Source organism: Saccharothrix sp. NBAS 001 (assembly GCF_056640475.1).
The window spans coordinates 6,106,392-6,119,434 of record NZ_CM153251.1 but is presented as its reverse complement, the minus strand read 5'-3'; the positions used below and the strand labels follow the sequence as shown (position 1 = coordinate 6,119,434).

The window sequence follows — 13,043 nt, the reverse complement described above, 5'->3', positions numbered from 1 at the left end:
GACGCGCCGTGCGCGGTGCGTGCCGGACGGTGTCCGGCGCTCCCCGACGGCGGCGAAAACCTGTCCGTGTCGTCAACCCCCAGGGCCGCGATCGGGCCGGCGTGGTTATAGGCTCGCGGGGTCTTGCCCGCGCGACGATCCGGGCCACTTCGATCCTCTGGGGGGTAGGGTGTCCGACTCGTTTGTGCACCTCCACGTGCACACCGAGTACTCGATGCTGGACGGCGCGGCGAAGCTGAAGGACATGTTCGCCGAGTGCGAGCGCCTGGGCATGACCGCCGCCGCGATCACCGACCACGGCAACATGTACGGCGCCTACGACTTCTACAAGCAGGCGACGTCGGCGGGCATCAAACCCGTGGTGGGCATCGAGGCGTACATGGCGCCCGAGTCCCGGTTCAACAAGAAGCGCGTGCTGTGGGGCGACCCCGGCCAGAAGTCCGACGACGTCTCGGCGTCCGGTGCGTACACCCACCAGACGATCTGGGCGCGCACCAACGAGGGCCTGCACAACCTGATGAAGCTGTCCAGCCGCGCCTCCACCGAGGGCCAGCTGGGCAAGTGGGCGCGGATGGACGCCGAGCTGGTCGCCGAGCACGCGGGCGGGCTGATGGCGACCACCGGCTGCCCGTCCGGCGAGGTGCAGACCCGGTTGCGGCTGGGCCACGAGAAGGAGGCCCTGGAGGCCGCCGCGAAGTGGCGCGACATCTACGGCGCGGACAACTTCTTCGTCGAGCTGATGGACCACGGCATCGAGATCGAGAGCCGGGTGCGCGGCGGGCTGCTGGAGATCGGCAGGAAGCTCGCCATCCCGTTCGTGGTGACCAACGACTCGCACTACACCTACGCCGAGGACCGCGAGGCGCACGACGCGCTGCTGTGCGTGCAGACCGGCAAGACGCTCCAGGACCCGTCGCGGTTCAAGTTCGACGGCTCCGGCTACTACCTGAAGTCGCCGGACGAGATGCGCGCGATCGACTCGTCGGACGCCTGGCAGGAGGGGTGCCGCAACACCCTGCTGGTGGCCGAGAAGGTCGACACCACCGGCATGTTCGCGTTCCAGAACCTGATGCCGCGCTACCCGACCCCGGAGGGCATGACCGAGGCCGACTACTTCCGGGAAGAGGTCTGGGCCGGCATGCGCCGCCGGTTCCCGGAGGGCGTGGACGAGGTCCACCGCAAGCAGGTCGAGTTCGAGATCGGCGTCATCCTCCAGATGGGCTTCCCGTCCTACTTCCTGGTGGTGGCAGACTTCATCAACTGGGCCAAGGAGAGCGGCATCCGGGTCGGCCCCGGCCGGGGCTCGGCCGCGGGGGCGCTGATCGCCTACGCGATGGGCATCACCGACCTGGACCCGTTGGCGCACGGCCTGATCTTCGAGCGGTTCCTCAACCCGGACCGGGTCAGCCCGCCCGACATCGACATCGACTTCGACGAGCGCCGGCGCGGCGACGTGATCCGGTACGTGACCGAGAAGTGGGGTTCGGACAAGGTCGCCCAGGTGATCACGTTCGGCACCATCAAGGCGAAGGCCGCGATCAAGGACTCCGCCCGCGTGCTCTACGGCCAGCCCGGCTACGCGGTGGCCGACCGCATCTCCAAGGCGATGCCGCCCGCCGTGATGGGCAAGGACATCCCGCTGTCCGGCGTGTTCGACGCGTCGCACAAGCGCTACTCGGAGGCCGCCGAGGTGCGCGCCCTCTACGACACCGACCCGCAGGTCAAGGAGATCATCGACACCGGGCGCGGACTGGAGGGCCTGATCCGCAACGCGGGCGTGCACGCCTGCGCGGTGATCATGTCCGCGGAACCGCTGATGGACCACATCCCGGTGTGGAAGCGGCCGCAGGACGGCTCGATCATCACGCAGTTCGACTACCCGACCTGCGAGACGCTCGGCCTGCTGAAGATGGACTTCCTGGGCCTGAGCAACCTGACCACGATCGACGACGCGCTCAAGAACATCGCCCTCAACGGCAAGGGCGACGTCGACATCACCACGGTCCCGTTGGAGGACAAGAAGACCTACGACCTCCTCGGCCGGGGCGACACGCTGGGCGTGTTCCAGCTCGACGGCGGCGCGCTGCGCGACCTGCTGCGGCTGATGCGCCCCGACAACTTCGAGGACGTCTCGGCGGTCATCGCCCTGTACCGGCCGGGTCCGATGGGCGCGAACTCGCACACGAACTACGCGCTGCGCAAGAACAAGCAGCAGGAGATCGTGCCCATCCACGAGGAGCTCAAGGAGTCCCTCGCGGAGATCCTGGACACCACCTACGGCCTGATCGTGTACCAGGAGCAGGTCATGGCGATCGCGCGGAAGGTCGCGGGCTACTCGCTGGCCCAGGCCGACCTGCTGCGCCGCGCGATGGGCAAGAAGAAGAAGGAGATCCTCGACAAGGAGTTCGAGGGCTTCGAGAAGGGGATGGTGGACAGCGGCTACTCCGCCGCGGCCATCAAGACCCTGTGGGACATCCTGGTCCCGTTCGCCGACTACGCGTTCAACAAGGCGCACTCCGCCGCATACGGCCTGATCGCGTACTGGACCGCGTACCTCAAGGCGAACTACCCGGGCGAGTACATGGCGGCGCTGCTGACCACGAACTCGGACAACAAGGACAAGTCCGCGATCTACCTGGCCGAGTGCCGGCGCATGGGCATCACCGTGCTGCCGCCGGACGTCAACGAGTCCGAGCGCGAGTTCGTCGCGGTCGGCGACGACATCCGGTTCGGCCTGGGCGCGATCCGCAACGTCGGCGCGAACGTGGTCGAGGGGATCATCAAGGCGCGCAAGGAGAAGGGGAAGTACGTCGACTTCTCCGACTTCCTGCGCAAGGTCGACGCCACGGTGTGCAACAAGAAGGTCGTGGAATCGCTGATCAAGGCGGGCGCGTTCGACTCGCTCGGCCACCCGCGCAAGGGTCTGCACATGGTGCACGTCGAAGCGGTCGACGCGGTCATGCTGACCAAGAAGGAAGAGGCGCGCGGCCAGTTCGACCTGTTCGGCGACGGCGGCGGGGACGACGGCGTGGGCAGCGTCTTCGACGTGCGGATCCCCGACGAGTACTGGGAGCCCAAGCACCAGCTCACGCTGGAGCGGGAGATGCTCGGCCTGTACGTGTCCGGGCACCCGCTCAACGGCGTGGAGCAGGTGCTGGAGTCGTACTCCGACGCCTCCATCGCGCGCATCCTGGAAGGCGACGTGCCGGACGGCACGCAGGTCACGCTGGGCGGCATCCTCGCGTCGGTGACCCGGCGGGTGAACAAGAACGGCGAGCCGTGGGCGTCCGCCCAGCTCGAAGACCTCGCCGGCGGCATCGAGGTGCTGTTCTTCCCCAAGAGCTACATGGTGCACGGCATGTCCGTGGCCGAGGACGCGATCGTGCTGGTCAAGGCGCGGGTGGCCAAGCGCGAGGACCGGATCTCGCTGATCGCCAACGACCTGGTCGTGCCGGACCTGTCGGAACTGGGCGCGCAGGCGCTGAAGCTGAAGGTGTCGGCGTCGCGCTGCGACCCGAAGCTGGTGACGTCGTTGAAGGAAGTGCTCAAGGCCCACCCCGGCACCACCGAGGTGCACCTGAACCTGATCATCAACGCCGGCCGGAACACGATGCTGAAGCTGGACGACGCGCTGCGGGTCAGCCCGACGCCGTCGTTGATGGGCGACCTGAAGGCGTTGCTCGGTCCGGGCTGCCTCGGCTGATCCCGGCGTTCGACGCGGGCGGTCCGGTGCGCCGGGCCGCCCGCAACCGGTCAGGCCGGTTGTTCCGGACATACCGGCTGGTCCGATTGAGTGACATCCGGCCAGTACCGGCACGCCGACGTTTCCCCGGTCGTTGAGTAAACAGGGTTCACTCAACTATCGGAGGGGTTCCCATGGGGGAGAACGCCGACCACGCCACCGCCCTGGCCGAACTGGGCGACGAGTACTTCCAGAATCCGCACGCCTTCCACGCCGAACTGCGCGCGCAGTCCGCAGCCCGGCCGGTCCTGCTGCCGCGCGGCCTCAAGGTCTGGCTCGTCACCCGCTACGACGACGCCCGCCACGTCCTCGCCGACCCGAAGTTCAGCAAGGACTTCGCGGGCTTCCCGCCGCTGTTCGAACGGCACCACATCGGCACCGGCGGTACCACCCGCTTCGACAACTCGCTGGTCCAGCACATGCTCAACAGCGACCCGCCCAACCACACCCGGCTGCGCAAGCTCGTCACCAAGGCGTTCACCGCCCGCCGCGTCGAGCAGTTGCGCCCGCGCATCCAGCAGATCACCGACGAACTCCTCGACGCCGCCGCCGGCCACCCCGAGACCGACCTGGTGGACGCCCTGGCGTTCCCGCTGCCCATCACCGTCATCTGCGAGCTGCTGGGCATCCCGCCGGAGGACCGCGACGACTTCCGCGAGTGGTCCAACGTCCTGGTCGCGGGCAACGAACCGGACCGCGTCGAGGTCGCCGGCGCCGCCACGGTCGACTACCTGTCCGGCCACATCGACAAGGTCCTCGCCCAACCCGGCGACGACATCTTCAGCGCCCTGGTCCACGCCACCGACGAGAACGACCGGCTCGACCGGGCCGAGCTGATGTCCATGGTGTTCCTGCTGCTGGTCGCGGGCCACGAGACCACCGTCAACCTGATCGCCACCGGCGTGCTGAACCTGCTGCGCCACCCCGAGCAGCTCGACAAGCTGCGCGCCGACCGGTCGCTGCTGCCCGGCGCGATCGAGGAGTTCCTGCGCTACGAGGGCCCGGTCAACCAGGCCACCTTCCGGTTCACCACCGAGGAGGTCACGCTCGGGGACGTGACCATCCCCGAGGGGGAGTTCGTGCTCGCGTCGCTGATGTCGGCCAACCGCGACGAGAACCGGTTCCCGGACGGCGAGAAGTTCGACATCACCCGCCCCTCCGGCGGGCACCTCGCCTTCGGCCACGGCATCCACTACTGCCTGGGCGCGCCGCTGGCCCGGCTCGAAGGCGAGATCGCCGTCGGCACCCTGCTCGACCGCTACGACGTCGCCCTGGCCGCCGAACCCGAGACGCTCCGGTGGCGCAGCAGCACGCTCATGCGCGGCCTCTACACGCTGCCGGTTAGCCTTTCGGTCCGTGGATCGCGATGAGCTGCTGAAACTGGACCAGGCGCACGTCTGGCACCCGTACGGCCCGATGCCGGGCACCCACCAGCCGCTGGTCGTCGCCTCGGCGGAAGGTGTCCGGCTCCGGCTGGACGACGGACGTGAACTGGTCGACGGCATGTCGTCCTGGTGGGCCGCCATCCACGGCTACCGCCACCCCGTCCTCGACGCCGCCGTCCGCGACCAGCTCGGCCGGATGAGCCACGTCATGTTCGGCGGCCTCACCCACGAGCCCGCCGTGGCGCTGTGCGCGAAACTCGTGGACATCACCCCGGAACCGCTGGAGCACGTGTTCCTGTGCGACTCCGGGTCGGTGTCGGTCGAGGTCGCCGTCAAGATGGCCCTCCAGCACTGGCGGTCCCGGGGCAGGCCGGAGAAGCGGCGGCTGCTCACCTGGCGCGGCGGCTACCACGGCGACACCTTCCAGCCCATGTCCGTGTGCGACCCCGAAGGCGGGATGCACGCGCTGTGGCGCGGGATCCTGCCCGAGCAGGTGTTCGCCCCGGCCCCGCCGCGCGACCTGGAAACCGGCTACGTCGAGGAACTCGCGCGGTTGATCGAGGAGCACGCCGACGAACTCGCCGCCGTGATCGTCGAACCCGTCGTGCAGGGTGCGGGCGGCATGAGGTTCCACGACCCCCGGTACCTGCACGTGCTGCGCGAACTCACGCTCACCCACGACGTGCTGCTGATCTTCGACGAGATCGCCACCGGCTTCGGCCGCACCGGCGAGCTGTTCGCCGCCGACCACGCCGCCGTCAGCCCGGACATCATGTGCGTGGGCAAGGCGCTGACCGGCGGGTACCTGTCCATGGCCGCGACCCTGTGCACGGCCCGGGTCGCGGACGGGATCTCGCGCGGCGACGTGCCGGTGCTCGCGCACGGACCGACGTTCATGGGCAACCCGCTCGCGTCCGCCGTCGCACTGGCCTCGGTCGACCTCCTGCTGTCCCAGGACTGGAAGTCCTCCGTCGCCCGCATCTCCGCCGGCCTCACCGCCGGGCTCGCGGGCGCACCCGGCGACGTGCGCGTCTTCGGCGCGATCGGCGTCGTGCAGCTGGAACACCAGGTCGACCTGGCCGCGGCCACCGCGGCGGCGGTCGAACACGGTGTGTGGCTGCGGCCGTTCCGCGACCTGATCTACACCATGCCGCCGTTCATCAGCACGGACGAGGACGTCGCCACGATCTGTAACGCAGTGGTTGCGGCGGCCCGGATTTGAGTACGTTTGCGGCCATGCGCAAAATCGGAGTTCTCGTAGCCGCCTGCGTCCTGGCCGGCCTCGCGGTGACCCCCGCCGCGTCCGCCGCACCCGTCACCTCCGGGAAGTTCACGTACATGGGTGACGGGCGGCTGGCGCTGTGGGGCACCAAGTTGTGCCTCGACGCCGCACTGGAGGAGATAGACGACGAAGGCGGCCGGGTGCAGCTGTGGACCTGCGGCCTGGGCGGCGACGAGCAGAAGTGGGACCGGGTCTACGACGGGGTCGGCGTCCTGCTGGTCAACCGGTACAGCGGGCGGTGCCTGGACGCGGCGTTGGAGGAACTCGACGTCGAAGGCGGCCGGGTGCAGCTGTGGAGCTGCGGCTTCGGCGGCGACGAGCAGCGGTGGACCTACGACTCGCACCAGGGCGACGTCTTCATCAACAACCGGGCCACCCAGGGCGGCCTCGGCGTGCAGTCCGAGGAAGACCTGTACGACGGCGCGCCCGTGGGGGTCTGGCACAAGCGCTGAACTCGCGGACGTGAGGCCGGGTGCCCTCCGGGACCGGGGAGAACCCCCGCCGGAGGGCACCCGCTTCACATCCGCAGCAGGCTCGACCCCCACACCAGCAGCAACGCGGAGTAGCCGACCAGGACCCACCCCAGGGACTTGTTGGTGGGATCGCCGTTCTCGATCCGCAACACCTTCACCACCAGGGCCCACAGCAGGGCCACGACGAACGCCGCCAACGGCACCGCCGTCACCCCGTACGAGCCGGCGTAGACACCGGCCCAGAAGTCGGTCGGCAGCACGACGTCGTCCGCGTAGCCCGTGGGGATGCACGCCACCCCCACCAGCGACCAGATCCAGGCGACGGTCTTCAGCCGGCGGCGCGGTTCCGGGCCGGCGGAGTCGTGGTTGATCCCGAGCACGCCCAACGCGGCGAACGCGCCACCGGCGAACAGCCAGCCCACCACCGTCGACACGACCGGCACCCGCCCCACGACGGAGCCGACCTCCGGGATGACGAGGCCCCACAGCAGGAAGTGCGCGCCGACCGTGCCGGCCGCGGCCCCGAGGACCACCGCCGCCTGCCACCACCCGGGCAACCTCGCGAACCAGTTCTTGGGCTCGGCCGCCTGGCCGCCGCGCGTCCCGGCCTGCTTCTTCCGGCCGTCCTCGGTCGCCGGGTTCCTGCCCGCCGGGTTCCGGTTCGCCCGGTTCTTCTTCTTGGCCAACGAGGTCAGACCTCGATGGCTGCCGCGAGCTGCACGTTCGTGGGCTCGATCAGCACCGACCCGTCCGGCAGGACGATCACCGGGATGTTCTTGCGCCCGCCCGCGATCTCGACGGCCTTGTCCCGGGCCGCGTCGTCGTGCTCGACGTCGACGTCGGTGAACGGGACTTCGTGCTCCCGCAGCCAGGCCTTGGCCCGCCGGCAGTCCCCGCACCAGTCCGCACCGTAGAGAACGATCTCACTCATGCGAGTGATGCTAGAACGTGGCCGGCAGCCACGCTCCGTGTAGTCGTAGGGTGAGTGCCCGTGAGCGTCCTCGTGATCACCGGAACGGGAACCGAGGTCGGCAAAACCGTGGTGGTCGCCGCCCTGGCCGCCGTGGCAGCCGCCGACGGCCGGCGGGTGGCCGTTCTCAAGCCCGCGCAGACCGGCATCGCCCCGGGCGAGCCGGGCGACCTGGCCGAGGTGGTGCGCCTGGCGGGCCGGGTGACGACCCGTGAGCTGCGCAGGTACCCGGACCCCCTGGCCCCCGCGACGGCCGCGCGCAGAGCCGGGGCCCCCACCGTCCACCCCAGCGAGGTGGCGGCGGCGGCCGTCGACCTGGACGCCACCCACGACCTGGTGCTGGTGGAGGGCGCGGGTGGCCTGCTGGTCCACTTCGACGCCGAGGGCACGACCATCGCCGACGCGGCGTGGGCGCTCAACGCCCCGGTCCTGGTGGTCGCCCACGCGGGCCTGGGCACCCTCAACACCACCGCCCTGACCGCCGAAGCCCTGCTGCACCGGGGCCTGGAATCCCTCGGCGTGGTGGTCGGCCGCTGGCCCGCCGACCCGGACCTGGCCGCCCGCTGCAACCTGCAAGACCTCCCGGAAGCCGCCGGCGGGCCCCTGCTGGGCGTCCTCCCGGACGGCGCGGCAGGACTTGGCCGCCCGGAGTTCCTGGAGATGGCCCGCAGCTCGCTCTCGCCCTGGTTCGGCGGCACCTTCGACCCGGACAAGTTCGCCGCCCCCCACACCTGCTGACCCGGGCCGCCGGCCGGCCGCGTCAGTGACGTACGTCGCTCAATACCACCCCGGGTGGTGCGGCAGACTGGCCGGCGGACTTACCGCCGGACAACCTATGGAGAAGTCGTGACCGCAGCCCCCGAGCAGGTCGATGTCCTGGGCGTTGCCCGTGAGCAGGTGCTGGAGCGCGGCGTCGGTCTGTCCGAGGAGCAGGTGCTCGAAGTGCTCGGGCTGTCCGACGACCGGATCCCCGAGCTGCTCGAACTCGCCCACCAGGTGCGGATGCGCTGGTGCGGGCCGGAGGTCGAGGTCGAGGGGATCGTGTCGCTCAAGACCGGCGGCTGCCCGGAGGACTGCCACTTCTGCTCGCAGTCCGGCCAGTTCCCCTCGCCGGTCCGCTCCGCCTGGCTCGACATCCCGGGGCTGGTCCGCGCGGCCCGCCAGACCGCCGAGACCGGCGCGTCCGAGTTCTGCATCGTGGCCGCCGTGCGCGGGCCGGACAAGCGGCTGCTCTCCCAGGTCCGCGACGGGATCAAGGCGATCCGGGACGACGGCAACGACATCCAGATCGCCTGCTCCCTCGGCATGCTGACCCAGGAGCAGGTCGACGAGCTGGTCGCGATGGGCGTCCACCGCTACAACCACAACCTGGAAACCGCGCGCTCGCACTTCCCGAACGTCGTCACCACGCACTCCTGGGAGGAGCGCTGGGACACCCTGCGCATGGTCCGCGAGGCCGGCATGGAGGTCTGCTGCGGCGGGATCATCGGGATGGGCGAGACGCTCGGCCAGCGCGCCGAGTTCGCCGTCCAGCTCGCCTCGCTCGAACCGGACGAGGTGCCGTTGAACTTCCTGATCCCCAACCCCGGCACGCCTTACGAGAACTACCCCGTCGTGGAGGGCCCGGACGCGCTGCGGGCGGTGGGCGCGTTCCGGCTCGCGCTGCCGCGCACGATCCTGCGGTTCGCGGGCGGGCGGGAACTCACCTTCGGCGACCTCGGCGCGAAGCAGGGGATGCTCGGCGGCATCAACGCGATCATCGTCGGCAACTACCTCACGAACCTGGGCCGCCCGGCGCAGGACGACCTGGACATGCTCCAGGAGCTGTCGATGCCGATCAAGGAATTGAGCAAGACGCTGTGACCGGGACGGTAGGGACGGGCGAACCGGCCGTGTCCGCCGGCTACTGCGGCTACTGCGGCAAGGACTTGGCGGGGCAGGACCACTCCGCGTGCGCGTTGCGCCTGCGGGTGATCGACCCGCCGAGGTTCTGCTCGGCCTGCGCGCGCCGGATGGTGGTGCAGGTGACGCCGTCGGGGTGGACCGCGACGTGCAGCCGCCACGGGGAGATCACCTCCGCGCGGTAACCTGCCCTGGTCGGGTTCGGGTAGGGGAGGTCGTGCGTGGCGGAGCAGCCGGTGGACGAGCGGGCCGCGCCTGTTCGGGTGCCACCCGTTTTCATCTACCGCTACGAACCTCCGCGCCCGCGCGTGGTGGTGAAGGCCGACCTGCTGCCCGCGTTCGCCGTGCTGTCGACGATCGCGCTGTTCGGGCTGCCGGCGGGGTGGCTGTGGGCGTGGCTCGCGCCGCCGCAGAACGTGGTGATCGCGCAGGACGCCTCGCTCGTCCCGGTCACCGGTGAGAGCTACCACCGCCTCGACGGGCTGATGCTGTTCGTGCTGATCGGGTTGGGCGCGGGTCTGCTGACCGGGATCGCGGTGTGGATGCTGCGGGAACGTCGGGGGCCGGTGGTGCTGATCGCGGCGACGGCGGGCGGCGCGGTGGCCGCGTACCTGGCGCAGCGGACCGGGGTCGGGTCGGCGGGCGGCAAGTACCCGCCGCCGGACGCGCCCAAGGTGGGTGACGTGCTCGCCCTCGCCCCGGTGCTCGAAGTCTGGTGGGGCTTGCTGGCGTGGCCCTTGGGCGCGGCGCTGGCGTACGGCTGCCTGGCGGCCTGGAACGGACTGGACGACCTCGGCCGGCGCCTCGGCTGACGCAGCCGGAGCGGGCCGGGCGGGCCGGTGGTCCCGGGCCGTTGCCGCGGAGCGGTGTCGCGGGTCAGATGCGGTAGTGGTCGTCGCGGACGTCGGTGACGAACATGTGGCCTGGCGCGTGGGTGATCGCGAACGGTGGCGCGGACGCCATCACGGCCGCTTGCGGGGTCACGCCGCACGCCCAGAACACCGGTACGTCCCCGTCGTGCGGAGTGGTCGCCTCGCCGAAGTCGGGCCGGTCGAGGTCGGCCACGCCCAGCGCGGACGGGTCGCCGGCGTGCACGGGCGCGCCGTGCACCGCGGGCATCCGGGCGGTGATCTCGCGGGCCTGCGCCACCTGGTGCGCGGGGAGGTACCTCATGCTGACCACCATCGGGCCGTGCAGGCGGCCGGCCGGGCGGCATTCGCGGTCCGTGACGTACATCGGGACGTTGCGGCCTTGTTCGACGTGGCGCAGCGGGATGCCGGCTCGGGCGAGGGCGGATTCGAACGTGAAGCTGCACCCGATCAGGAACGCCACCAGGTCGTCGCGCCAGTACGCCGTCGCGTCGGTGGGTTCGGCGACCGGTTCGCCGTGCTCCCACACCCGGTAGCGGGGCAGGTCGCGGCGCAGGTCGGCGTCGGGGGCCAGCGCGGTTCGCGGGGAGCCCGGGTCCGTCACGTCGAGCACCGGGCACGGCTCGGGGTTGCGCTGGGCGAACAGCAGCACCTCGTACGCCCAGTCCTGCGGCACGGCGATCAGGTTGGCCTGGGCGTAGCCGTCGGCCAGTCCCGCGGTCGGGCCGGTCGCGGTGCGGCGGACGTGTTGCGGTGTCCCGGTTTCGGCGGTCACAGCAGTTCCCGTCCCTTCGTCTCGGGCAGGCCCACCAGCGCGACGACGGCGATCCCGTACGCGATCGCGCCGAAGACCATCGCGCCGCCGACGCCCATCCGCTCGGCCATGAACCCGACCAGGGTGGGGAACAGCGCGCCGACCGCGCGGCCGAAGTTGTAGGTGAAGCCCTGTCCCGTGCCGCGCAGCGCGGTCGGGTACAGCTCGGCGAGGAACGACCCGAAGCCGCTGAAGATCGCCGACATGCAGAACCCGAGCGGGAAGCCGAGGAACAGGATCGTGGTGTTCGCGCCCGCCGGGATCTGGGTGTAGAGCAGGATCAGTCCTGCCGACAGGACGGAGAACAGGGCGAAGGTCTTCTTGCGCCCCAACCAGTCGGTGACGTAGCCGCCGCACACGTAGCCGATGAACGCGCCGGAGATCAGGAACGCCAGGTACCCGCCGGTGCCGATGACGGTCAGGCCGCGTTCGGACTTCAGGAACGTCGGCAACCACGTGGCGAGCGTGTAGTACCCGCCTTGGACGCCGGTGGCGAGCAGCGCGGCGAACAGCGTGGTGCGGGTCAGGTCGCCCTTGAAGATCGCGGTGAACGAGCCCTTGTGGCTGCTGCTCGTGCGCCGTTCGGCGACCTCGGGGGCGTCCTTGACGGTGCGGCGGACGTAGATGATGAGGATCGCGGGCAGCGCGCCGGTCCAGAACAGCACGCGCCACGCGACGTCCTGCGGGAACAGGTTGAACACCAGCGCGTAGACCAGCACGGACAGCGCCCAGCCGACCGCCCAGGCGCTCTGGATGAACGCCACCGTGCGGCCCCGGTACTGGGGTTTGCAGTACTCGGCGACCAGGATCGCCCCGGCCGCCCACTCGCCGCCGAAGCCCAGACCTTGCAGGGCGCGGAAGATCAGCAGCGTCTCGTAGCTGGTGGCGAACCCGCACAGGACGGTGAAGACCGCGTACGTGGCGACCGTGATCATGAGGGTGCGGACCCGGCCGATCCGGTCGGCGAGGATGCCCGCGATCGCGCCGCCGATCGCGCTGACCACGAGGGTGACCGTGGTGAGCAGGCCGGCTTCGCCCTTGCTGATGCCGAAGTAGGCGGTGATCGCGACCAGTCCGAGCGGCAGGACCTGGAAGTCGTACGAGTCCAGGCCGTAGCCGCCGAACGCGCCGACGAACGCCTTCTTGCCGTTGCGCCCGAGGGTGTGGAACCAGGCGAACGGGCCGTCCCTCTTGACGCTCTCCGTCGTGCTGCTGCTGCTCATGTCGTCACCTCGCGGGGCGTGGGATGTGTGCTGGACCACACCGTAGGGATTGTTCAACAATCCGACTAGGGGACAATAGGGCGAATCAACACTAGAACGATCGCTCAAGCTCAAGCTCAGGCCCAGGCCCAGGCCCAGGCCCAGGCGCGGACGCGGGCTCAGCGCGGGCGCGGGCTCGGGCGCAGTTGCGGGCGCGACGCGGGTTCGGCGCGGGCTCGGTGCAGGTGCGGGCGCGGGCGCGGCGGCGCGGGGTGGTGAGCGGCGGGAACTCTCAGGGAGGTTGCCTGATAGTTCGCGGCCGGGGCGGGCCAGTGTGTGCGGATGCGGATGCGGATGCGACGTGGGCGTATGTGCGTAGTGGTGAAGGGCAGGAACTTTCAGGG

12 protein-coding genes are annotated in these 13,043 nt (G+C 70.3%); 8 read left to right on the top strand and 4 right to left on the bottom strand.

Features of this window, described 5'->3' with window-relative positions; genetic code table 11:
* Nucleotides 1–169: 169 nt before the first annotated feature.
* The 4 genes from dnaE (at nucleotide 170) to AC0HI0_RS25970 (ending at nucleotide 6,861) form a co-directional block, all read left to right on the top strand.
* Nucleotides 170–3,703, top strand: coding sequence for a DNA polymerase III subunit alpha (gene dnaE / locus AC0HI0_RS25985; protein WP_480926118.1), 3,534 nt, complete (start codon nucleotides 170–172; stop codon nucleotides 3,701–3,703).
* 173 nt (nucleotides 3,704–3,876) lie between these two features.
* Nucleotides 3,877–5,112 carry a cytochrome P450 family protein gene (locus tag AC0HI0_RS25980; protein ID WP_480926117.1) on the top strand — a complete coding sequence of 412 codons (1,236 nt, stop codon included), beginning with the start codon at nucleotides 3,877–3,879 and terminating at the stop codon, nucleotides 5,110–5,112.
* Nucleotides 5,099–6,349, top strand: a complete 1,251-nt coding sequence (locus AC0HI0_RS25975; protein WP_480926116.1) for an adenosylmethionine--8-amino-7-oxononanoate transaminase — start codon at nucleotides 5,099–5,101, stop codon at nucleotides 6,347–6,349. The genes AC0HI0_RS25980 and AC0HI0_RS25975 overlap by 14 nt, the downstream gene beginning before the upstream one ends.
* A 14-nt stretch (nucleotides 6,350–6,363) precedes the next feature.
* On the top strand, nucleotides 6,364–6,861 hold the full coding sequence (locus AC0HI0_RS25970; RefSeq protein WP_480926115.1) for an RICIN domain-containing protein: 498 nt from the start codon (nucleotides 6,364–6,366) through the stop codon (nucleotides 6,859–6,861).
* 65 nt (nucleotides 6,862–6,926) lie between these two features.
* Here AC0HI0_RS25970 and AC0HI0_RS25965 read toward each other — a convergent pair whose 3' ends face one another.
* Nucleotides 6,927–7,568 carry a hypothetical protein gene (locus AC0HI0_RS25965; protein ID WP_480926114.1) on the bottom strand — a complete coding sequence of 214 codons (642 nt, stop codon included), beginning with the start codon at nucleotides 7,566–7,568 and terminating at the stop codon, nucleotides 6,927–6,929.
* A gap of 5 nt (nucleotides 7,569–7,573) precedes the next feature.
* Nucleotides 7,574–7,813: a glutaredoxin family protein gene (locus tag AC0HI0_RS25960; protein WP_480926113.1), complete on the bottom strand. Its 240-nt coding sequence runs from the start codon at nucleotides 7,811–7,813 to the stop codon at nucleotides 7,574–7,576.
* Between the two features lie 60 nt (nucleotides 7,814–7,873).
* Between AC0HI0_RS25960 and bioD the strand changes: the two genes are divergently transcribed.
* The 4 genes from bioD to AC0HI0_RS25940 all read left to right on the top strand — a co-directional run bounded on the left by bioD (nucleotide 7,874) and on the right by AC0HI0_RS25940 (nucleotide 10,566).
* The gene (gene bioD / locus AC0HI0_RS25955; protein WP_480926112.1) at nucleotides 7,874–8,590 is read left to right on the top strand and encodes a dethiobiotin synthase; all 717 of its coding nucleotides are present in this window, start codon (nucleotides 7,874–7,876) and stop codon (nucleotides 8,588–8,590) included.
* A gap of 108 nt (nucleotides 8,591–8,698) precedes the next feature.
* Nucleotides 8,699–9,715, top strand: coding sequence for a biotin synthase BioB (bioB, locus tag AC0HI0_RS25950; protein ID WP_480926111.1), 1,017 nt, complete (start codon nucleotides 8,699–8,701; stop codon nucleotides 9,713–9,715).
* Entirely contained in the window at nucleotides 9,712–9,939 is a 228-nt protein-coding gene (gene bsaP, locus AC0HI0_RS25945) for a biotin synthase auxiliary protein BsaP (protein WP_480926110.1), read from the top strand. Before bioB ends, bsaP begins: the two co-directional genes overlap by 4 nt.
* A gap of 36 nt (nucleotides 9,940–9,975) precedes the next feature.
* Nucleotides 9,976–10,566 (top strand): DUF2567 domain-containing protein, encoded by a 591-nt coding sequence (locus AC0HI0_RS25940; RefSeq protein ID WP_480926109.1) that lies wholly within the window; start codon nucleotides 9,976–9,978, stop codon nucleotides 10,564–10,566.
* Nucleotides 10,567–10,630: 64 nt separating this feature from the next.
* Here the strand turns inward: AC0HI0_RS25940 and AC0HI0_RS25935 are convergent, their stop codons facing one another.
* The gene (locus AC0HI0_RS25935) at nucleotides 10,631–11,398 is read right to left on the bottom strand and encodes a putative hydro-lyase (protein WP_480926108.1); all 768 of its coding nucleotides are present in this window, start codon (nucleotides 11,396–11,398) and stop codon (nucleotides 10,631–10,633) included.
* Entirely contained in the window at nucleotides 11,395–12,660 is a 1,266-nt protein-coding gene (locus AC0HI0_RS25930) for an MFS transporter (protein ID WP_480926107.1), read from the bottom strand. The genes AC0HI0_RS25935 and AC0HI0_RS25930 overlap by 4 nt, the downstream gene beginning before the upstream one ends.
* Between the last annotated feature and the right edge of the window lie 383 nt (nucleotides 12,661–13,043).

What these genes read in the sequence shown, in the direction of transcription:
- AC0HI0_RS25930 (WP_480926107.1), bottom strand. Translation starts at nt 12,660, where the DNA reads ATGAGCAGCAGCAGCACGACGGAGAGCGTCAAGAGGGACGGCCCGTTC.
- AC0HI0_RS25980 (WP_480926117.1), top strand. Translation starts at nt 3,877, where the DNA reads ATGGGGGAGAACGCCGACCACGCCACCGCCCTGGCCGAACTGGGCGAC.
- AC0HI0_RS25960 (WP_480926113.1), bottom strand. Translation starts at nt 7,813, where the DNA reads ATGAGTGAGATCGTTCTCTACGGTGCGGACTGGTGCGGGGACTGCCGG.
- AC0HI0_RS25970 (WP_480926115.1), top strand. Translation starts at nt 6,364, where the DNA reads ATGCGCAAAATCGGAGTTCTCGTAGCCGCCTGCGTCCTGGCCGGCCTC.